This is a genomic window from Bacteroides gallinarum DSM 18171 = JCM 13658 (assembly GCF_000374365.1).
In the GTDB taxonomy this organism is placed as follows: domain Bacteria; phylum Bacteroidota; class Bacteroidia; order Bacteroidales; family Bacteroidaceae; genus Bacteroides; species Bacteroides gallinarum.
The window spans coordinates 132909-154977 of the sequence record NZ_KB894116.1; the positions used below are offsets into that span (position 1 = coordinate 132909).

General features: G+C 50.6%; 20 protein-coding genes, 1 tRNA gene and 2 pseudogenes. 16 read left to right on the top strand and 7 right to left on the bottom strand.

The genetic code is table 11. The annotated features are described in order from the left end of the window. The first annotated feature begins 2 nt into the window (after positions 1-2). Genes C233_RS0102570 through C233_RS22185 form a run of 4 tightly spaced genes read left to right on the top strand, consistent with a single transcriptional unit; the run spans position 3 to position 6424 of the window. Positions 3-1736 (top strand): RagB/SusD family nutrient uptake outer membrane protein, encoded by a 1734-nt coding sequence (locus C233_RS0102570; protein WP_025068594.1) that lies wholly within the window; start codon positions 3-5, stop codon positions 1734-1736. A 25-nt stretch (positions 1737-1761) separates the two neighbouring features. Beyond that, a complete protein-coding gene (locus C233_RS0102575; protein WP_026314703.1) occupies positions 1762-3153 on the top strand; it encodes a DUF4960 domain-containing protein in 1392 nt (463 codons plus the stop codon). A gap of 10 nt (positions 3154-3163) precedes the next feature. Further along, complete coding sequence (locus C233_RS0102580; protein WP_018665923.1) at positions 3164-4768, top strand: glycoside hydrolase family 32 protein; 1605 nt, start codon at positions 3164-3166, stop codon at positions 4766-4768. 30 nt (positions 4769-4798) lie between these two features. Beyond that, positions 4799-6424, top strand: a complete 1626-nt coding sequence (locus C233_RS22185; RefSeq protein ID WP_025068595.1) for a fimbrillin family protein — start codon at positions 4799-4801, stop codon at positions 6422-6424. A gap of 324 nt (positions 6425-6748) precedes the next feature. On the opposite strand, the gene C233_RS0102590 is transcribed toward C233_RS22185, so the two are convergent. After that, positions 6749-7621, bottom strand: coding sequence for a patatin-like phospholipase family protein (locus C233_RS0102590; protein WP_018665925.1), 873 nt, complete (start codon positions 7619-7621; stop codon positions 6749-6751). Between the two features lie 95 nt (positions 7622-7716). Between C233_RS0102590 and C233_RS0102595 the strand changes: the two genes are divergently transcribed. The 6 genes from C233_RS0102595 (at position 7717) to C233_RS0102620 (ending at position 13844) form a co-directional block, all read left to right on the top strand. Then, the gene (locus C233_RS0102595) at positions 7717-8901 is read left to right on the top strand and encodes a C1 family peptidase (RefSeq protein WP_025068596.1); all 1185 of its coding nucleotides are present in this window, start codon (positions 7717-7719) and stop codon (positions 8899-8901) included. 462 nt (positions 8902-9363) lie between these two features. Beyond that, positions 9364-10257 (top strand): electron transfer flavoprotein subunit beta/FixA family protein, encoded by an 894-nt coding sequence (locus tag C233_RS0102600; protein ID WP_018665927.1) that lies wholly within the window; start codon positions 9364-9366, stop codon positions 10255-10257. A gap of 4 nt (positions 10258-10261) precedes the next feature. Beyond that, positions 10262-11281: an electron transfer flavoprotein subunit alpha/FixB family protein gene (locus C233_RS0102605; protein ID WP_018665928.1), complete on the top strand. Its 1020-nt coding sequence runs from the start codon at positions 10262-10264 to the stop codon at positions 11279-11281. A gap of 6 nt (positions 11282-11287) precedes the next feature. Next, entirely contained in the window at positions 11288-12994 is a 1707-nt protein-coding gene (locus tag C233_RS0102610) for an acyl-CoA dehydrogenase family protein (protein WP_018665929.1), read from the top strand. A gap of 127 nt (positions 12995-13121) precedes the next feature. Next, positions 13122-13697 carry a uracil-DNA glycosylase family protein gene (locus C233_RS0102615; RefSeq protein WP_025068597.1) on the top strand — a complete coding sequence of 192 codons (576 nt, stop codon included), beginning with the start codon at positions 13122-13124 and terminating at the stop codon, positions 13695-13697. Between the two features lie 74 nt (positions 13698-13771). Beyond that, positions 13772-13844, top strand: a tRNA-Trp gene (locus tag C233_RS0102620). Positions 13845-14133: 289 nt separating this feature from the next. Here C233_RS0102620 and C233_RS0102625 read toward each other — a convergent pair. The 5 genes and pseudogenes from C233_RS0102625 to queD form a co-directional block, all read right to left on the bottom strand. Next, positions 14134-14961: pseudogene (locus C233_RS0102625) on the bottom strand (carboxymuconolactone decarboxylase family protein); the annotation flags it as partial. Between the two features lie 22 nt (positions 14962-14983). Continuing rightward, positions 14984-15544, bottom strand: a complete 561-nt coding sequence (locus tag C233_RS0102630) for a flavodoxin (protein ID WP_018665932.1) — start codon at positions 15542-15544, stop codon at positions 14984-14986. Between the two features lie 62 nt (positions 15545-15606). Further along, positions 15607-16092 (bottom strand): annotated as a pseudogene (locus C233_RS0102635) (cupin domain-containing protein); the annotation flags it as partial. 233 nt (positions 16093-16325) lie between these two features. Next, positions 16326-16871 carry a 7-carboxy-7-deazaguanine synthase QueE gene (locus C233_RS0102640; protein WP_018665934.1) on the bottom strand — a complete coding sequence of 182 codons (546 nt, stop codon included), beginning with the start codon at positions 16869-16871 and terminating at the stop codon, positions 16326-16328. Then, positions 16858-17190 (bottom strand): 6-carboxytetrahydropterin synthase QueD, encoded by a 333-nt coding sequence (queD, locus tag C233_RS0102645; protein WP_025068599.1) that lies wholly within the window; start codon positions 17188-17190, stop codon positions 16858-16860. Before queD ends, C233_RS0102640 begins: the two co-directional genes overlap by 14 nt. A gap of 121 nt (positions 17191-17311) precedes the next feature. Here queD and C233_RS0102650 point away from each other — a divergent pair, with 121 nt between their 5' ends. After that, on the top strand, positions 17312-17671 hold the full coding sequence (locus tag C233_RS0102650) for a YbaN family protein (protein WP_018665936.1): 360 nt from the start codon (positions 17312-17314) through the stop codon (positions 17669-17671). 41 nt (positions 17672-17712) lie between these two features. Here the strand turns inward: C233_RS0102650 and C233_RS0102655 are convergent, their stop codons facing one another. Then, positions 17713-18297 (bottom strand): 5'-methylthioadenosine/S-adenosylhomocysteine nucleosidase family protein, encoded by a 585-nt coding sequence (locus C233_RS0102655; protein WP_018665937.1) that lies wholly within the window; start codon positions 18295-18297, stop codon positions 17713-17715. Positions 18298-18358: 61 nt separating this feature from the next. Between C233_RS0102655 and C233_RS24390 the strand changes: the two genes are divergently transcribed. The 5 genes from C233_RS24390 to C233_RS0102680 all read left to right on the top strand — a co-directional run bounded on the left by C233_RS24390 (position 18359) and on the right by C233_RS0102680 (position 22065). Then, positions 18359-18613 (top strand): hypothetical protein, encoded by a 255-nt coding sequence (locus C233_RS24390; RefSeq protein WP_018665938.1) that lies wholly within the window; start codon positions 18359-18361, stop codon positions 18611-18613. A gap of 303 nt (positions 18614-18916) precedes the next feature. Next, positions 18917-19210, top strand: a complete 294-nt coding sequence (locus tag C233_RS0102665) for a hypothetical protein (protein WP_018665939.1) — start codon at positions 18917-18919, stop codon at positions 19208-19210. A gap of 14 nt (positions 19211-19224) precedes the next feature. Next, entirely contained in the window at positions 19225-19515 is a 291-nt protein-coding gene (locus tag C233_RS0102670; RefSeq protein WP_018665940.1) for a cell division protein ZapA, read from the top strand. A 127-nt stretch (positions 19516-19642) separates the two neighbouring features. Beyond that, on the top strand, positions 19643-21181 hold the full coding sequence (gene rny, locus C233_RS0102675) for a ribonuclease Y (protein ID WP_018665941.1): 1539 nt from the start codon (positions 19643-19645) through the stop codon (positions 21179-21181). 128 nt (positions 21182-21309) lie between these two features. Next, positions 21310-22065, top strand: a complete 756-nt coding sequence (locus tag C233_RS0102680) for a copper homeostasis protein CutC (protein ID WP_018665942.1) — start codon at positions 21310-21312, stop codon at positions 22063-22065. Positions 22066-22069 lie beyond the last annotated feature (4 nt).

Here is a 22069-nt window from a genome sequence, read left to right on the forward strand (position 1 = left end):
CAATGAAAAATATAGCATATACAATCATCTTAGGGCTTGCATGGATATGCAGCGGTTGCACCGACTTCCTGGAGCAGCAAACTCCGCAGGGAACCATGAGCGACGAGCAACTGAAAGACCCCGCATACGTGGATAACCTGATTATCTCCGCCTATGCCGTATGGATTACCGCCGAGGATATCAACTCTTCCTTCTCCATGTGGAACTACGACGTGCGTTCGGACGATGCCTACAAAGGCGGAAACGGAACGGAGGACGGCGATGTATTCCACTCGCTGGAAATCTCGCAGGGCATCATGACTACCGCATGGAATATCAGTGACATGTGGCAGCGGCTGTACAACTGCATCTCGCGCGCCAACACCGCGCTGCAACTGCTGAACCAGACGGACGAGGCGGCTTATCCGCTGAAACAGCAACGTATCGCCGAAATGAAGTTCCTGCGCGGGCACGGGCATTTCCTGCTGAAACAGTTGTATAAGAAAATCGTATTCGCCAACGACGAGAACCTCTCGCCCGAGGAATACAATAACCTGTCCAACACCACTTACACCAACGACGAGGGCTGGCAACTGATTGCAGACGATTTCCAGTTTGCCTACGACCACCTGCCCGACACGCAGGCGGACAAGGGGCGCCCCACCCGTGCGGCGGCAGCGGCTTACCTTGCCAAGACCTACCTGTACAAGGCTTACCGCCAGGACAATGCCGACAACAACGAGGTAACGGGCATTAATGCGGACGACTTGAAGAAAGTGGTGCAATACACCGAGAGTTCCATTATGACGGCAGGCGGATACAACCTGGAATCGGATTTCCATAATAACTTCCGCCCCGAACCCGAATACGAGAACGGTGTGGAGTCCCTGTGGGCGATGCAGTATTCCATGAACGACGGTACGACCAACGGTAACTGCAACTGGTCTAACGGGTTGATTGTTCCGAATATCCCCGGAGTAACCGACGGCGGCTGCGACTTCTACAAACCGAGCCAGAACCTCGTAAATGCGTTCCAGACGGATGCCGACGGGCTGCCCCTGCTGGATACATTCAACAATGAGGATTACGACAAGAGCACGGATTATGCCGACCCCCGCCTGTTCCTGACTGTGGGCATGCCGGGACTGCCTTATGAGTTCAATCCTAATTACATCATGGACGAGTCGTCTACATGGAGCCGCAGCAACGGTTTATACGGTTATTACGTAACCCTGAAACAGAATGTAGACCCCGACGGGGATTACCTGATAAAAGGCTCCTGGTGGGGTACTCCCATGAACCACATCGTGCTGCGCTATGCCGACGTATTGCTGATGCGCGCCGAAGCCCTGATACAACTGAACGACGGACGCATAGACGAGGCAATCAGCCTGATAAACCGCCTGCGCAACCGTGCCAAGCAAAGTACTGCCATGATTAGCGATTACGAAATGACTTACGGGGTTCATATCAACGTGCAGCCTTACAACGGCACTTATACACAGGAAGAAGCCTTGAAGATGCTGAAATTCGAACGCCGCGTAGAGCTGGCTATGGAGTGCGACCGCTTCTTCGACCTGGTACGCTGGGGAGAGGCTGCCGAGGTGCTGAACAAGTATTATGCGGGAGAAGCCGACGACTGTGCTATCTACTCCAACGCCTCGTTCACCAAGAATAAGAACGAGTACTTGCCGATACCGTTTGCGCAAATGAGCGCCAGCAACGGCAACTATACGCAAAACTGCGGTAACTGGTAATAAACGAATCTTAATAAGTGACACTATGAAACCAAGAATAAAAAGAATTAGTTCGCTGCTTTGGAGCATGGTACTGCTGACTGCACTGTCCGGATGCGGCGATGACAACCGGTCGGCATTGCAGCTCGACGGAGATGCATGGATTACGGCCTTCGAATTAGACCAGTATGCCGGAGTGATAGACCGTGCCGGCAAAACCATAACGGTGGCGCTCCCGGAAACGTACGACACCGATGCCATGACCGTTACCGCTATCGAAGTATCGGAAGGCGCCGAAGCTTCGGTCAAGGCGGGCGACGTGCTCAACTTCTCGTGCACGCAGATGATTAAGGTTACCAATGGAAATACTTACCTGGACTATACCGTTGCCATTAAGCATGACGAAGCCAAAATATTGTCTTTCAAGCTGAACGATACGTATAGCGGCATCATCGACCAGGAAAACCGGAACATCAGCGTACGCGTGCCGACCACGACCGATGTTACCAACCTCATCCCGACTATCACCACTTCGGAGGGGGCTATCGTTACACCGGCATCGGGGCAGGCTATCGACTTTACGAATCCTGTGGACTTCATCGTTTCATACAATACGGCATCCGCCGTCTATACGGTAACGGTTATACCGTCCGATGCTCCCGACGCCGTGTACGTAGGCCTTGCCGCACAAATGGACGACCTGAATGAGGAAGAAAAGGCTGCGGCTACGTGGATGTTGGGGAATATTCCCAACTCGCAATACATCTCCTTCACCGATGTTCAGGCGGGCAGAGTGGATTTGAGCAAATGCAAGCTGATGTGGTGGCATCTGCACATAGACGGCGGCATAGACAATATGGAAAAATTCGAGAATGCCGCCCCGGCAGCAGTCGATGCACTGGTACAGATGAAGGAGCTTTATAACAACGGCATGAACCTGCTGCTTACGCGTTACGCCACTTTCTACGCAGCCAAATTGGGTGCGACCAAAGACGGTAACGTTCCGAACAACTGCTGGGGGCAGGCGGAAGAAACAGGCGAAATTACAACCGGTGCATGGAGTTTCTCTATCCAAGGATATGCAGACCATCCTATTTATAAGGATTTAATCTTAAATAATAATGATGCAAACAGAGTATATACATGCGACGTCGGTTATAGAATAACCAACAGTACGGCGCAATGGAAAATGGGCTGGGCTGACTACGGTACAAAAGAAAATTGGGAAACGCAACATGGCGGCAAAATTTTAAGCTACAACGATGATGCTATCGTAGTATGGGAATATCCGTCAGAAGGAACCGAAGGCGGCATCGTATGTATCGGTTCGGGATGCTACGACTGGTATTCTTACGGCGTGGATGTATCGGGCGACCAGTACCACGGCAACGTAGCCAAGATGACGGAAAATGCAATCGATTATTTAACCGGAAAATAAAGACTAATATATGAAAACAATGATAACATCACTTACATTCACTGCAATGCTGTTCGCTTCTTTTTGCAGTTGCAGCGATGACAACGACCCCGTCCTTACCCAGAAAGACTGGGACGGAACGGCAACCTATTTCGCCTCGACCGACGAAAGCGCATTCGGCACTTACTACAAACCTTATGTGGGCTACGTAGGCGACCCGATGCCCTTCTACGACCCGGTAGGGCAGGACTTCAAGGTGCTTTACCTGCAAGACTACCGCCCCAACCAAGCCGGTACTTACCACCCTATCTGGGGGGTAAGTACAAAAGATGCGGCATCTTATACCTCCCTGGGCGAGCTGGTTCCGTGCGGGGGCATCGATGAGCAGGACGCCGCTATCGGAACGGGAAGCACCATTTACAATCCGCAGGACAAGCTGTATTACACATTCTATACGGGCAACAAATACCAGCCCACCTCCTCCGACAACGCCCAGGTGGTGATGCTGGCTACTTCTCCCGACTTCAAGACGTGGAGCAAAAGCCGTACTTTCTACCTGAAAGGCGATGCCGAGGGATACAGCAAGAACGATTTCCGCGACCCGTTCGTATTCGAAGGGGAGGACGGCAAGTATCACATGCTCGTATCCACCAAGCAAAACGGCAAGGGGGTACTGGCGGAATATACCTCGGCCGACCTGAAGGAGTGGGAACACCAGGGAGTGTTCATGACAATGATGTGGGACCGTTTCTACGAATGCCCCGATGTATTCAAAATGGGCGACTGGTGGTATCTGGTCTACTCGGAAATATCCTCATTCATGCGGAAAGTACAATACTTCAAAGGCCGCACGCTGGACGAGTTGAAAGCCGCCACAGCCAACGACGCCGGTATCTGGCCTGACAGCAAGGAAGGCGTACTGGACTCCCGTGCTTTCTATGCCGGCAAGACGGCATCCAATGGAACAGACCGGTATATCTGGGGCTGGTGTCCCACCCGCGCCGGTAACGACAATACCGAGGTAAGCGCCGACAACGAACCCGAATGGGGCGGCAACCTGGTTGCCCACAAAGTAGTCCAGCACCAGGACGGTACGCTCTCTTTAGGTTTGGCGGAAAGCATCGGCGGGAAATACACTGCCGAATCCGATGTCGAAGTAATGGAACAAGGCGGGGAAGTAACCCAAGGCAACGGCAACTATACGCTGAACGAAGAAGCCTACGTGCTTTTCAACCGGTTGGGCACGCATAACAAAATCTCCTTTACCGTAAAGGCTACCGGCAACCAAGGCAAGTTCGGCATCTCCTTCGTACGCGGTACGGATTCCAAGAAGTACTACACGATTATCGTCAACCCGGAAGATAACGGCAATAAGCGGAAAATCAACTTCGAGGAAGAGGGCGAGGAAGGCAAGGGTTTCATTGCCGGCATAGACGGTTATCTGTTCGATACTCCCGCCGACAATGTGTACGACATCACTATCTGCACGGACAACTCCGTTTGCGTAGTCTACATCAACGACAATGTGGCCTATACCAACCGCATCTACGGAATACAGAAAAACTGCTGGTCTATCAACTCTTATCCGGAAAGCAACATCGAGGTCGGCAGCTTAAAAGTAAGTCATCAAGAATAAACAGAACCGTTTAATATCAAAACGACAACCATGAAGACATCTATCTTAGCAATGGCTGCATTGGCAATGGTTTTTGCAGCATGTACAAGTGAAGACGAAGAACAGATTATCAAGAACGGGGACAAAAAGACGTTGGACAACCCCGTCGCAGTAGATTTCTCCGCCGGTATCGCCACCCGTGTAAGCGGGAACCAATGGGAAGCCAAAGATGCAGTTGGCATCTCCGTAACGGACGGAGCAGACGGGAACTATACGAATGTAAAATATACGGTAGCGGAAAGCGGAGCATCCGCCACCTTCAACGTAGCGGAGGGGGAATCTCCTATCTGCTACACCTCCGAGAATTCCATGTCGTTCAGCGCCTATTACCCGTATGCGGAAGAAAGTGAAATGTCCGAAGGTAAAATACTCCGAAACACAGCCCACATCCAGGACAAGGTGGACTTCTTATGGGCCACCAAGGAGAATAAAGCCTATGAGGAGAATCCCCAAGTAACCTTTTCGTTCCAGCATAAAATGGCGCAAATCAATGTAGAGATTACATCGGACGCCAGCAATGACATAAGCGGGAAAACAGTCGTAATAAGCGGCTTGAAGCACGAAGGCAGCTTCAATACGCAAACCGGTATAGCAGCTCCGGAGCCAAATGCACAGCCTGAGGATTGGACTATCGGAACTGCCGACACTCAAGGATTTACCTATATCGGACTTATCTATCCGCAGAACGCCAATAACATAACGCTGAAAGTAGGCAATGAGAGCGATAATTTAAAAGCGACCCTTAACCTGGGAAGCATCGGAAAGTTCGACGCCGGATTTAAATACACATTAAAGGCAACAGTTAAAGACGGAAAGATAAACGCTCAGATTACGATTGACGGTAATACGATTGAGGATTGGAAAGACGGTGCTGTTGCGGAAATAGCATTTATCGGCACTGCTGCAAGTGCCGATGCCTGTTGCGATGAAGAAAAAGCTGCCTATAATTGGCTCAGCAGTAACGGGAAATACAACGTTACCTATCTGCCCGTAACTGCCGAAAACACTACAAATCTGGATGCCTATAAAATGCTTTGGGCACACTTCGATTATGAAAATACCGACGGAACTCTCCATAATGCCATTAAAGCCTACTATGAAAACGGTGGTGCTGTATTGGCTTCACGTGAAGCTATGAAAAGTCTCGCTGCATGGGGAGTTGTAGCGGAAGACAACCAGATAAATTGGGAATGGGGAACAAATGGCGACGAAAGAAAGCCTATCGATTGGGGAGATGAGAATACCACACAAGGATTTACAGTTACCGTTCAAGAGCACGCCTTATTCAAAAACTTGCCTTCCGGTTATATAGCAATCCATAAAAAAGTATATCTCTGCATCAGAAAGATGCGCGGTTGGGGTGAAAATTATACACCGGAAAATCTGACGGCTTGGGAACAAACAACCGGAGCAAAAAGACTGGCACGCGACGGTGGAAAAGAAAATTCTATCACCATTGCCGAAATATATAAAACGGACAGTCACGGATGCGCTATCGTCATCGGCGACCCGGTATTCGAGTGGTACGATTCGACTGAGGAAAATTCCGAACTTAGTAATCTGTATACCTTTACTACTAATGCTATCGATTACCTAATCAGCCAATCCGCCCGATAGCATCAGATGTATCAGATTCTTCTTTCCAACAAAAATAGTCTGTAATTCGTAAGAATCTGAGAAGTATGCCGGCAGGCTGGCAAAATTATCATCCCGCCGGGCTGAACACAGTCGAAGCATCTCTCCTCCTTGTATGTGTCGGGAGGAGAGATGCTTCGCTTCTTTTTCCTTTCTATGATTTCACAGTACCCGGATATAGACACCCGGTACATTACTTTCTTTCATGACTGGCAAGAAATACCTGCTCCCAATGCGAAAACATACATCGATATAAGGAAATAATAAATCTTTCCTAAGAAAATCAGAACTGGCTTACGGCATCCCTTATAATGCCTTATCGGGTTCATTTTCCCCGAACCGGAACTCCGCCGCACACGCATACCCCTCCTCATAAAGGTCGGTCAGTTTCTTTATATCCCTCTCGATACGGTCTACCACTATCGGCTTCTGCGGGCGTATAACGGTAATCTCCCCCGCATCTTCCAACTGCTCCACCAATTCCAGCAACTCATTGTAAACGCTGCTGCGCCGGTTGATAGCTTCGCGCAAACGAGGATATTTCTTATAGATGAACGGAGGCACTTTAGTCCCTTTAATTTCTTTACGATACCCCCTGTTACGCGTCAGCACCACCACATTGCGGGTATATCCGTCCCGGCGGGCACGCATCAGGGGAATGCTGTCCACGATGCCGCCGTCCAGCATAGGAATATCATCCACATAAGTAATGGGGCAGACAAAAGGCAGGCTGCTCGAAGCACGGACAATGTCGATAACGCGTTCCCTACTCTGCTTTTCCTCGAAATAATTCGCTTCTCCCGTCAGGCAATTAGTCGTAACCATTACAAAACGCTCCGGACACCGGAAATACGCATCGTAATCGTACGGCAGGATATGTTCGGGAAATTCACGGAACAATAAATCGAAATCCATGATATTGCGCTTCTTCAACAGATATTTCAGCCCGATATAATTATACTTCTCCAACAAGTCGATATTACTGTACTTGGCACGTCCCCGCTGTCCCGACATATACGACAACCCGTTGCAAGCCCCTGCACTGACGCCAATCGTATAAGGAAAGCGGATGCCCCGGTCCATAAAGTTATCCAACACGCCGCAAGTGAAGACACCGCGCATGCCGCCGCCCTCGAGCACCAGCCCGCTCCGACTGTCTATACATATAAATTTATCCATAAGTGTCAGAATTAACGCACCAAAGATAGCTTTTGTTTACGATATTCTAATTATATTTGCGGCTACAACTATAAATTAATAACAAATTAATCATGATGAAAAAGTCCATATTAATTGCCGCTTTAGGCATGTTCAGCCTGAACATGGTGGCACAAGACGCCCCGAAAGAAGAAGGCTTCGTCTTTACCACAGTAAAAGAGAACCCCATTACTTCCATTAAGAACCAGAACCGTTCCAGCACGTGCTGGAGCTTCTCGAGCCTCGGTTTCCTGGAAAGCGAATTGCTCCGCATGGGCAAAGGCGAATACGACCTGTCCGAAATGTTCGTCGTACACCACACCATGGTAGACCGTGCACAGAACTACGTACGCTACCACGGCGACAGCTCCTTCTCCCCGGGCGGCAGCTTCTACGACATCATGTTCTGTTTGAAGAACTACGGACTCGTTCCGCAAGAAGCCATGCCGGGCATCATGTACGGCGATACGTTGCCCGTACACAACGAGCTGGATGCCGTAGCAGGCGCCTACGTGGACGCTATCGCCAAAGGCAGACTCACCAAGCTGACACCGGTATGGAAAAAAGGACTGAGCGCTATCTACGACACCTACCTCGGCAAATGCCCCGAGAAGTTTACTTATAAAGGAAAGGAATACACCCCGAAAACCTTCGGCGAATCGCTCGGTATCAATCCGGACGATTACGTATCGCTGACTTCGTACACGCACCACCCGTTCCACACCCAATTCGCCATTGAAATTCAGGACAACTGGCGCAACAGCCTTTCCTGGAACCTGCCGATAGACGAACTCATGGCAGTAATGGACTACGCAGTCAGAAACGGATACACCTTTGCATGGGGTAGCGACGTGAGCGAGCAAGGCTTTACCCGCGACGGCATCGCCGTAATGCCGGATGCAGCACGCGGCGCCGAACTGACAGGCTCGGACATGGCACGCTGGACCGGACTTACCGCCGCCGACAAGCGCAAGGAGCTTACCAGTAAGCCGCTGCCCGAAGTCAACGTTACCCAGGAAATGCGCCAGACAGCTTTCGATAACTGGGAAACGACCGATGACCACGGCATGGTTATCTACGGCATCGCCAAAGACCAGAACGGAAAAGAATACTTCATGGTAAAGAATTCCTGGGGATTGAGCGGCAAGTACAAAGGCATCTGGTACGCTTCCAAAGCTTTCGTAGCTTATAAAACGATGAATATCCTCATTCATAAGGACGCGCTGCCCAAAGATATCGCAAAGAAACTGGGTCTTAAATAAAAAGCGAGCCATATACTCCGGACAAGGCGGCGAGTTTACTGCACACACAGAAGGCGGTAAATTCACCGCCTTTCCTTTTATACATCCTTTATACATCTTCTATATATCCTTTATACATCTTTCATATACCATTTATATATCCTTTTTACATCCGGCAACTCACCGCCCTCCCCATTTCATCCCTCCCCGCCCCACCGTTCTTTCATTAATTATTCCTCCCTGCACTGCAAATGCACGAAGAGAAAAGCAGGAGGATTACGGTCTGAATTACCATTTTTACGTTTCATGTTTTTGCTCAAATTCTTCCCGGATGTGCATTTTTTACTTTGTTTTCTTGTCAAACCCAACTCTTTGCGTAAATTTGCATGCTGATAGTTAACCGGATAATTTCAGTAGCAGGTTCTACTACTCCTATTCCCGGCACTGACATGTAGAAAAATACTAATACTAATAATTAATAGCATGAGTTTGAAAATTGTTGTATTGGCAAAACAAGTTCCCGACACACGCAACGTCGGGAAAGATGCCATGAAAGCCGACGGAACCATTAACCGTGCGGCACTCCCTGCCATCTTCAACCCCGAAGACCTGAATGCCCTTGAGCAAGCTCTCCGACTGAAAGATGCACATCCGGGCTCCACCGTAACCATTCTGACCATGGGACCGGGACGCGCAGCCGAAATCATTCGTGAAGGACTTTACCGCGGCGCCGACAACGGCTATCTGCTGACCGACCGCGCTTTTGCCGGAGCCGACACACTCGCCACCTCATACGCCCTTGCCACGGCAATCAGAAAAATAGGCGACTGCGACATCATCATCGGCGGCCGCCAGGCTATCGACGGCGATACGGCGCAGGTAGGTCCCCAAGTGGCCGAAAAGCTGGGACTGACACAAGTTACCTATGCCGAAGAAATCCTGAACGTAGACAAAGCCGCCGGAAAGATTACCGTAAAACGCCATATCGACGGCGGTGTGGAAACGGTAGAAGGCCCGCTGCCTATCGTTATCACCGTTAACGGAAGCGCCGCCCCCTGCCGTCCGCGCAACGCCAAGCTGGTGCAGAAATACAAACGCGCCCTCGGTGCGCAGGAGAAAGCCGCCATTGAAAAAGAAGGCGCAGCACTGCCTTATGCAGCCCTCTACGAGAAATACCCCTATCTGAACATCACCGAATGGAGCGTAGCCGACGTGAACGGCGACCTCGTACAATGCGGCCTGAGCGGTTCGCCAACGAAGGTGAAAACCATTCAGAACATTTCATTCCAGGCCAAAGAAAGCAAGACACTGACAGGCAGCGACCAGGATGTAGAAGATTTGATTGTCGAACTGTTAGCTAACCACACGATAGGATAAGATTATGAATAATGTATTTGTATATTTAGAGATAGAAGGCACTACGGTTGCCGATGTCAGTCTCGAACTCCTGACCAAAGGTCGTAAATTGGCTAATCAACTGGGCTGCCAACTGGAAGCAGTTGCTGCCGGAAACAACCTGGCAGGTATCGAAAAACAAGTATTGCCCTTCGGCGTCGACAAACTCCATGTATTCGATGCTCCGGGCTTGTTCCCATACACCTCCCTCCCCCACTCCTCTGTCCTTATCAACCTGTTCAAGGAGGAGCAGCCGCAAATCTGCCTGATGGGAGCGACCGTTATCGGCCGCGACCTCGGCCCGCGCGTATCTTCCGCCCTGACCAGCGGACTGACCGCCGACTGTACCTCCCTCGAAATCGGCGACCATGAGGACAAGAAAGAAGGCAAAGTCTACAAGAATCTGTTGTACCAAATCCGTCCCGCATTCGGCGGCAACATCGTAGCCACGATTGTCAACCCCGAACACCGCCCGCAAATGGCGACCGTACGCGAGGGCGTGATGAAGAAAGAAATCCTGGATGCCGATTACAAGGGTGAAGTAATCCGCCACGACGTTGCCAAGTACGTTCCCGAAACGGACTATGTGGTAAAAGTCATCGACCGCCATGTAGAAAAAGCCAAGCACAACCTGAAAGGCGCTCCCATTGTCGTTGCCGGCGGTTACGGCATGGGCAGCCGCGAGAACTTCGACATGCTGTTCGACCTGGCAAAAGAGCTTCACGCCGAGGTAGGCGCCAGCCGCGCTGCCGTAGACGCCGGTTATGCCGACCATGACCGCCAGATAGGCCAGACAGGTGTGACCGTACGTCCGAAACTCTATATCGCCTGCGGCATCAGCGGACAAATCCAGCACATCGCCGGAATGCAGGAGAGCGGCATCATCATCTCTATCAACAACGACGAAAACGCTCCTATCAACGCCATTGCCGACTACGTAATCAACGGCACGGTAGAGGAAGTTATCCCGAAGATGATTAAGTATTACAAACAGAATAGCAAGTAAGAAACCATGGCTAATTTTTATACAGATATTCCGGAACTCAAGTATCACTTGAACAATCCGATGATGCAGCGTATCTGCGAGCTGAAAGAACGCGGCTACGAAGACAAAGACAAGTTCGACTATGCCCCGCAGGACTATGCGGATGCTATCGACTCCTACGATAAAGTACTCGAAATCACAGGCGAAATCACTGCCGAAATCATCGCCCCCAACGCCGAGGGCGTAGACGAAGAAGGTCCCCATTGCGCCAACGGCCGTGTAGAGTATGCCAGCGGCACTAAACAGAACCTCGACGCCATGGTAAAAGCCGGACTGAACGGCATGACCATGCCCCGTCGTTTCGGCGGATTGAACTTCCCGATTACCCCGTATACCATGTGTGCGGAAATCGTGGCCGCCGCCGATGCCGGTTTCGGCAACATCTGGTCTTTGCAGGACTGTATCGAAACCCTTTACGAGTTCGGCAACGAAGACCAGCACAGCCGCTTCATCCCCCGTATCTGCGCCGGTGAAACCATGTCGATGGACTTAACCGAACCGGATGCCGGCTCCGACCTCCAGAGCGTGATGCTGAAAGCCACCTACGACGAAGCCAATAACTGTTGGCGCCTGAACGGAGTGAAACGTTTCATCACCAACGGTGATGCCGACCTGCATCTCGTGCTGGCGCGCTCGGAAGAAGGGACAAAAGACGGCCGCGGCCTCTCCATGTTCATCTACGACAAGCGCGACGGCGGCGTAAACGTCCGCCGCATCGAGAACAAGCTGGGTATCCACGGCTCTCCCACCTGCGAGCTGGTTTACAAGAACGCCAAATGCGAACTTTGCGGCGAGCGCAAGCTCGGCTTGATTAAATACGTAATGGCATTGATGAACGGCGCCCGCCTGGGTATCGCCGCACAGTCCGTAGGCCTGTCGCAAGCCGCCTACAACGAAGGACTCGCCTATGCCAAAGACCGCAAGCAGTTCGGCAAGGCTATCATCGAATTCCCGGCAGTGTACGACATGCTGTCCATTATGAAAGCCAAGCTGGATGCCGGCCGCGCCCTGCTGTACCAGACCTCGCGCTACGTAGACATCTACAAGGCACTGGACGACATCGCCCGCGAACGCAAGCTCACTCCGGAAGAACGCCAGGAGCAAAAGAGATATGCCAAGCTGGCCGACGCCTTCACTCCGCTGGCTAAAGGTATGAACTCCGAATATGCCAATCAGAATGCTTACGACAGCATCCAGATACACGGCGGTTCGGGCTTCATGCTGGAATACGCCTGCCAACGCATCTACCGCGACGCACGTATCACCTCCATTTACGAAGGCACTACACAGTTGCAAACCGTAGCCGCTATCCGCTACGTTACCAACGGCGCATATGCCGCCACCCTGCGCGACTACGAGCTGATTCCGTGCAGCGAGGAAATGCAGCCGCTGTTGGAGCGCGTAAAAGAGATGACGAACAAGTTCGACGCCTGCACCAATGCCGTTAAGGAAAGCGGCAACCAGGAACTGCTGGACTTCGTAGCCCGCCGCCTTTACGAAATGGCTGCCGTATGCGTGATGTCCCACCTGCTGATTCAGGATGCAACCAAAGCGCCCGAGATGTTCGCCAAGTCCGCACGGGTCTATGTGAACTATGCAGAATCGGAAATAGAGAAGCACTTCAACTTCATCTGCAAAATCAAAGCCGAGGAGTTGGAAAGCTACCGTAAATAACAAGTCCTGCGCCCCTTCCATAACGGCAAACATGCCGGAAGAGGCAAAAGGCAATTCCGAAACCATACGAGAAGGGAAGATGTATTCAACCTACGCCTTCCCTTCTTCATTTCATAAATTCTATCCTATGGAAATAGAGCAGCACCCTTTAGAACCCTTTCTCCCCGCCAATGCGCGTCTGCTGATGCTGGGCAGCTTTCCGCCGCAGAAGAAACGGTGGTCTATGGAGTTCTACTACCCGAACTGGAACAACGACATGTGGCGCATCGTGGGCTACCTGTTCTTCGGTGACAAAGACCGTTTCGTAGAAAAATCCCGAAAAGCATTCTGCAAAGAGTGCATCATCGACTTCCTGAACGAGAAAGGCATCGCCCTGTTCGATACGGCCACCGCTATCCGACGGTTGCAGGACAACGCCTCCGACAAATTCCTCGAAGTAGTACAGCCTACCGATACGGCATCGCTGCTACGGCAACTGCCGCAATGTAAAGCAATCGTTACTACCGGGCAGAAAGCCACGGACACGCTTTGTACGCAATTCTCGCTGAAAGAGCCCAAAGTGAGCGACTTTGCAGAATTCCTTTTCGAAGGCCGTCCTATGCGCCTTTACCGTATGCCGTCCTCCTCAAGAGCTTATCCGCTCGCCTTAGAAAAAAAAGCGGCGGCGTATCGCATTATGTATCAGGACTTACAAATGCTATAAGCAAATTTCGCCTTAAAATAAAGCGACAAAGGGCTTGCAGATTTGAAAGTTTCCATTACCTTTGCAACCGCAATACGGGAGTAGCTCAGTTGGTAGAGCACCGGTCTCCAAAACCGGGTGTCGGGAGTTCGAGCCTCTCCTCCCGTGCAGAGATAAGACCATGTAAATTAACAGTTTACATGGTCTTATCTCATTTAGGTCGGACAAAAGTCGGACAAATAACAATCGCAATAGTTTAACGTCCTACATTTTCATATCTGGAAAATGTAGAAAAGTATGCTAAGTACCTTGTTAAGCTGAAAACGACCGGCAGCATCAAACCCAATACATTCATTTGATTACAATAAACGTTTGTGTGTGCTTCGCGATTACATGCAAAACCACATGCTCCCAATTATGTATATCTATCAGTTTAATCTGACCTGACTTATAACCCCTGAATAATCTTCAACGCCTTTATCGCCGGTGGAAAACCGATGTACGGCAAGCATTGTATCACAGCCGCTGCAAGCGTTTCCTTGCCGTTACCCAGCTTTATATTCCCCATTCCATGCGAAACCAACTGGCTGTCCGCACCCAGGGTCGTAAGGATGCAATACACCAGCAGCTCCCGCGTCTTTACATCCAGCCCGTTACGGGTGTAAATCTCCCCGAAGCAGAAGGCGGTAAGGAAACGAGCCGCCTCGCTTCCCAATCCTCCGGGCACATCCTTCAATGCCTCGGCAATCTCATCCCCGTACAACGGCTTCTGGATAGCCGCCCCTTTCTCATACCGGTTTTCTTCCGTCACCGTACCCTGCTCCTCCAAGGGGAGGGCTATGCCGCACTCCTTAAACACCTCGTTTACAACCGTCAGCGCATTCAAAGTCTTTGGAAAGCCGATAAAAGGAGCGCACAGATATATAAGCTCCCTCAATTCGACGGGCGTAACGCCGACATTCAGGGCGGCAGCAGCATGCGCTTTCAATTGAGGCAACGTCTGCATGGTTGTCAGCGTGATACAAGTAATCATCTCACGGGTTTTCATATCGAGCTCTCCGGTACGGAATACCTCGCCGAAAATATATTTCTGAAGCATATTCATCAGCTCAGGGTCTGTACCCTGCCCCGTCAGCGCCTCGCCGCTGAACAAGGCGGCATAGTTCTTTTTGCACAATTCTATTCTGTCCATATTCTTTTCCTTACCCGGTATCGTATCCGGTTGTCCGGATGCCGATAGCGCTCCCCACAGCGCCAAAACGCCCGTTAACAATATCTTTTTCATCTCTCTCGTTTACTTCTCTCGCTTACTTTACAATACCTATCTCCTTCAGCCATTTCCTCACCTGGGGAGCAGCGCCTTTGACAGAACTCCCGTTGACAGCCAGCCCCTTCAACATCCGGGACTGGGGGCAAAGACCTTTGACAGCCGCTTCGCATCCCGCCATGCCACCGCCACCGTGGGTTACAAAAGGCACGACAGTCTTACCCGCAAGGCCTTCATTGGCAAGGAAAGTTGCCACCGGCGGAGCGATAGTACTCCACCAGTTCGGAGAGCCCACAAAAATCACATCATATTGCGCCAGGTTACCGGGCATGGACTTCAAAGGCGGTTTTACATTACCCTTAATCTCTCTCTTGCCGCGTTCCAGCACCTCCTGGTAAACCGAGGAATAAGGTTCGCCGGGTTCAATCTCAAAAATATCCGCTCCCGTAGCCTCCCGAATCTGCTCCGCCATGGCACGGGTATTGCCGCTATGGGAAAAATAAGCCACTAATATCTTCATAGGTTCACTCTTTTTTTGTGCATCCGCCCCTCCGCATGCAAGGAGCAGGAATGCGGTTAATACAAATGTCAGTCGTTTCATCGCAGTAATTCTTTATGATTAGAAGTAGTAATTCTCGAATGCAAAAACGCAGGAAACTCTCACTTCACCGCCCTCGCATATTCCTCGTCGCTCACAGGCTCCAACCATGTGTTCTTATTGATTTGCAGATTGCACTCCACCGCTATATGCGAAAACCAACTGTCGGGCGCCGCCCCGTGCCAATGCTCCACGCCAGGAGCAATCTCCACCACATCCCCCGGCAGCAGACGACGGGCGGCCTGTCCGCGTTCCTGGTAATACCCCGTTCCGCCGACGGCGATAAGAATCTGTCCGCCCGTATGACTATGCCAGTTGTTGCGGCAACCCGGCTCGAAAGTTACATTGGACATGGGCACATTCAATTCCTTATTGCCCGTCAGCGGAGCCAGCCAGGACTTGCCGGAGAAGAACTTCCCGAACCCGGTGTTTTCGCTGCCCGTCGGAAAAACACTGATTTCCGGTACTTCCGTTTTCACACTCTGCGCATCGATATCCGCCATACCGCCTACTATAAACGGCACAGCGACAAGCATTTTCTTTATATTCATAGTACAGTACGTTTTTACCCTGCAAATATAGCAGGGTTCATTCCCAAATACTGTACACCGATTACTGAGATATGTACCAAGATTACGGTTTATAGTAGCCGGCGTCCCTACAAAAGCAATGAAGGTATATCGAGGTTTACCGCAGATTACACGGATTAGCGCAGATTATCATACTGATAATCAACTATTTTGTTTTAATCTGTACTAATCCGTGGTAAACCTCGTAAGCGGATTTACCGGATATCTATCAGCTTATGCGTTTGCAAGCTCAACCTCCACTTCGGATGCCGCATCACGCAGTCCACAGTCTCGCCGATATTGTTGCAGGAACAAGGTTGCAGGAAGAAATACCTGGCAGGAAGCGGCTCGTACACAGCAATGTCCTGCCCCTCGTACACCACCTTCACCTCATCCATGCGCGAGATACGCAGCTCCGCCCCCTGCTTGGGCGAACAGGTTACCCAGTCTATATTATCCGGCAGCGGACGTGTTCCGTTAGTTTCGATGCAGACAAACTTCCCCATGCGGTGCAAGCGGTCTACGAACTCCCAGTCAATCCAGAGCGACGGCTCTCCACCCGTCAGTATCACCGTCGTTGCGGGATATTTCCCCACTTCCGCCAAAATCTCCTCATCGGACATCCCGACACCCTCCTCGTGCTGCGTATCGCAGAAAGAGCACTTCAGGTTACAGCCGGAAAAGCGGATAAAGACGGCGGGAGTACCCGTATGGAACCCCTCTCCCTGCAAGCTGTAAAATATCTCGTTAATCTTTCTCATAAATTGCCACATTCGATTCGGACTCCTGTACCTCCACCTTAAAGCATGCCGGTATCCGGTCGCATATCCAGCGTGCAATATTCTCGGCTGTGGGATTGAAGGGAAGTACCTCATTGATATTCCGGTGGTCTAACTTTTCTTGCACCGCTTGCTTGATGTGGCTGAAATCCACCACCATTCCGTCCTCATTCAGCTCCTTGGAACGGCAATAGACTGTGATTATCCAATTGTGACCATGCAGATTCTCACATTTACTCTGATAGGAAAGCCTCAGGCTGTGGGCAGCCGACACCTCCATTCGTTTAATGACTGTGTACATACTATTAATACGCTAATTAAAATATCGTTTATAGAACCTATGCATCTAATGTCACCTCGATGCAGCGGCAAAAATACAAAAAAGCGCTGGAACTAACCGTTATTTATCCTATTTTTGCGGCATGAAATCCCTCTATATCCTGCTCGGCACACTCTCCTTGGCACTCGGCATCATCGGCATCTTCCTCCCGCTGCTGCCTACCACCCCGTTTTTATTACTCACCGCCACCCTTTACACACGCAGCTCTCCCCGTCTATACAACTGGCTGCTACGCCAGAAACACCTGGGAAACTACATCCGCAACTTCCGCGAAAACAGAGCTATCCCGCTAAAGGCCAAAATCATCTCGGTATCGCTGATATGGATTACTATCCTCAACTGCGTAATCTTCATAGTGCCCTACTGGTGGCTGAACATACTGTTACTGCTGGTTGCGGTGGGGACGAGCTACCATATTCTCTCTTTTAAAACGCTGAAATAAGAGAAGGGGACTTTCACCACAGAGGATACAGCATCCACCTATCACCTCACCGCTCCCCCTACCTCCTCGAAGAACCCGCCCAATCCCTTACGGGCATCCCCGAGCTTATCTTCCCAGTGCTTCACGGAGTTCTGTCCGATGATATCCGTAACGTACTTCACGGCGATGAACGGGGTATTCTTGGCGCGGCACACCAATGCCTGGGCATATGCCTCCATATCCACCACATCGCCTTTTACGTCCGATAATTCCGTCAGGAACGTATCGCCCGTATTACACACCCCCTCACCCTGCCAATGCAGGCAATACCCTTTTTGCGCCAACAGCTCCGCCGAATCTATTTCGCATTCCACACCGAGGGCGGACAACTTCTGCATGTCGCGGTCTACAAAATGACGGCATACAAAGATATCCCCTACCCGGTGGCGGACAGTACCCGCCGTACCCATATTGACTACCAAATCCGGTTGCGCACGGGCAATCGCCTCCGAAAGATAAAAAGCAGATTTCACCTTTCCCACTCCGGTGCGGAGATACCCCACCTGCACCTCTTCCTCCCCTATCAAACCGGGAAACCTCAATTCCGTAAATTCACCCTGAACGGCGTAAGTAACTAAAATCTTCATATTGCCTTATTCTTATATTTAATACTAATAATATATAACCGGCTCTCCGGATTACCGGCAGATGCCCCTTTTCAGCCCCCGTTGCCGGATTGTCCGGTTACCAGACCGTTTTACCGGATTATTTTATCCGCCTGTCTTGCCGATATATCCTACCGGAGCTATCCGCAAAGATAGGAAAATGCCGCCCAATGCACCTAATAAACGGTACATTTTATCGGGTTTCAAGGAAACGGCCGCACGCAATACCTTACAGGATAATCCTGCACGCGTACAAGGCAGTTTCGCCTGCCGCAACGGACTAAGCGTATCTTACTGAAAATTTAGCGTCCGATAGCTATCTTCATATCGTCCGACATATGTTTTATTTTCGTCCGATATATGTGGGACGAAAATAAAACATATGTCGGACGATTAAAATCCAGTAACGGAAAATCAGTTTACGGCAACCAGGCATACGGATTTTAGGAACGGAAGGATTTGACCGTGCGCAATCCCCCCCCTTATCGTACCGCAACAGCCCCATTTTTTCCTTATTTCGGTACATACGGAACATTTTTCTTTGAAAAGCTTTTGTAATCTCCAAGTAAATTGTATTTTTGTGTACAATTTTGGTGTAGTAATGACAGACGAAGAAAAGAAGCTATTAAGTACTTTTGAAGCCAGGCTGCGGCATTTAATCTATCTGCACGATGAATTAAAACGCGAAAAAGCTGAACTTAAGCAACTTCTCGAAGCCAAAGAAGAAGAATGCGAGAAAGTACGTGCCGAATACAAAGAGCTGGAAACCAACTACATGAACCTAAAAACAGCTACGACAATCAGCCTTAACGGCAGCGACGTAAAAGAGACGAAGCTGCGATTGTCCAAATTAGTGCGTGAAGTCGATAAATGCATCGCTTTGTTGAATGAATAGAAGAAAGAGGATGTATGAACGATAAGATAAAGATAAACCTGCAAATGGCAGGAGCCACCTACCCCCTCACAATCAGCCGCGAGGACGAGGAAATAGTAAGGGAAGCTGCCAAACAGGTAAATATCCGGGTCAATGCGTATCGGGAACGTTATCAGAACATAGCCTCGGAGAGGATTATAGCTATGGCAGCCTATCAATTCGCTCTGGAGAACCTCCGGTTGAAAGACCGCAACGATACCGAGCCCTATACAGCCAAGATAAAGGAACTGACGGAAGTATTGGAAACGTATTTCAAGGAAGAATAAAGAAAGCTATCCTCTGTCCCGTCTTTTACGAGAGAAAAATATCGCGCACTGTACAAAAGCCCCGCCTGTAAAAAGGCGGGCTTTTATGCAGTGCTTTTTATTTATATACTTAAAACAAATTAATAAAATGACAGTAGTTACAATAGTGGTATCCATTGCCTGTTTCATTGTCGGCGGATTTGCTTCGTACATGTTCTTCAAGCATGGGCTGAAGAATAAATACGACAGCATCCTCAAAGAGGCCGAGACGGAAGCGGAAGTGATTAAAAAGAATAAGTTGCTGGAAGTAAAGGAAAAATTCCTGAACAAGAAGGCTGATTTGGAGAAAGAAGTATCGCTTCGCAACCAAAAGATACAGCAGGCTGAAAACAAGCTGAAACAACGCGAGCTGGTACTGAACCAGCGCCAGGAAGAAATCCAACGCAAGAAGCTGGAAGCCGAGGCTGTCAGGGAGAACCTGGAAGCCCAACTGGCTATCGTAGACAAGAAGAAAGAGGAACTGGAACACCTGCAACGCCAGGAAATAGAGAAACTGGAAGCCATTTCCGGCCTTTCTGCCGAAGAAGCCAAAGAGCGCATGGTAGAATCCCTGAAAGAGGAGGCCAAGACCCAGGCACAGTCTTACATCAACGATATTATGGACGATGCCAAGCTCACTGCAAGCAAAGAGGCAAAGCGAATCGTTATACAGTCCATACAGCGTGTGGCAACGGAAACGGCTATCGAAAACTCCGTAACCGTATTCCACATCGAATCGGATGAAATCAAGGGACGCATCATCGGCCGCGAAGGACGCAACATCCGTGCGCTGGAAGCAGCCACCGGTGTGGAAATCGTGGTGGATGATACGCCGGAAGCTATCGTACTGTCGGCATTCGACCCCGTTCGCCGTGAAATCGCCCGTCTGGCACTGCACCAGTTGGTAACGGACGGACGCATCCACCCGGCACGCATCGAGGAAGTCGTAGCCAAAGTACGCAAGCAGGTAGAGGAAGAAATCATTGAAACCGGCAAGCGCACTACCATAGACCTGGGTATCCACGGGCTGCACCCCGAGCTTATCCGTATCATCGGTAAGATGAAATACCGTTCTTCTTACGGGCAGAACCTGTTGCAGCACGCACGCGAAACAGCCAACCTCTGTGCTGTAATGGCATCGGAGCTGGGGCTGAACCCGAAGAAAGCGAAACGTGCCGGCCTGCTGCATGACATTGGCAAAGTGCCCGATGAAGAACCGGAATTGCCGCACGCACTCTACGGCATGAAGTTAGCGGAGAAGTTCAAGGAGAAACCGGACATATGCAACGCTATCGGCGCCCACCACGACGAGGTGGAAATGACCAGCCTGCTGGCTCCTATCGTACAGGTGTGCGACGCTATCTCCGGCGCACGTCCGGGAGCACGCCGCGAAATCGTGGAAGCTTACATCAAGCGCCTCAACGACCTGGAGCAACTGGCAATGTCCTACCCCGGCGTAACCAAGACCTATGCTATCCAGGCGGGACGCGAGTTGCGCGTAATCGTCGGTGCGGACAAAATCGACGACAAGGCTACGGAAAGCCTTTCCGGTGAAATAGCCAAGAAGATACAGGACGAAATGACGTACCCGGGACAGGTGAAGATTACCGTTATCCGCGAAACGCGTGCGGTAAGCTATGCCAAGTAAATAGGGAATAATCGGAAAATGATAGTAATATAGGAGGGTGTACCGAGGTTCACCCTCTTTTTATATGCTTCCGGAATTCACCGGTTTTTCTTATTTTTGCCGGAGCAAAACAGGTAAAGAGCAAAGCCATGAAGGAATATTCGTTTGAAGTATGCGCCAACTCCGTGGAGAGTTGCATCGCCGCCCAAGCCGGCGGAGCCGACCGGGTGGAATTGTGTGCCGGGATACCCGAAGGAGGAACCACCCCTTCGTACGGCGATATCGCCATTGCAAGGGAGGTGTTGCAAAACACCGGGCTGCATGTCATTATCCGTCCCCGCGGGGGCGATTTCCTGTACTCGCCTATCGAACAACGCATCATGCTGAAGGACATCGACAACGCCCGCCGTCTGGGAGCGGACAGCATTGTCGTAGGGTGTCTGACGGCCGACGGCGAGGTGGATATCCCCCTGATGAAGCAATTCATGGAGGCTGCCCAGGACATCCCGGTAACTTTCCACCGCGCCTTCGATGTTTGCCGTAATCCCCGGAAAGCATTGGAGGACATCATCGGTTTAGGCTGCCGCCGTATCCTGACTTCCGGACAGCAGCCCACCGCCGAGCAGGGCATTCCTTTATTGAAGGAGCTCCGACAGCAGGCGGCAGGACGCATCATCTTGCTTGCCGGTTGCGGCGTAAACGAAAGGAATATCGCACGCATCGCCCGCGAAACGGGCATACGCGAGTTTCATTTCTCGGCAAGGGAGACTGTAACAAGCCGTATGCAATACCGTAAAGAACAGATTGCTATGGGAGCAACCGTACGCGTCGATGAATTCGCACGGGATGTAACGACCGAGAAAAGGGTTAGGGAGACTATCGGTAAGCTGAGGGCTGGGAATTGAGAGT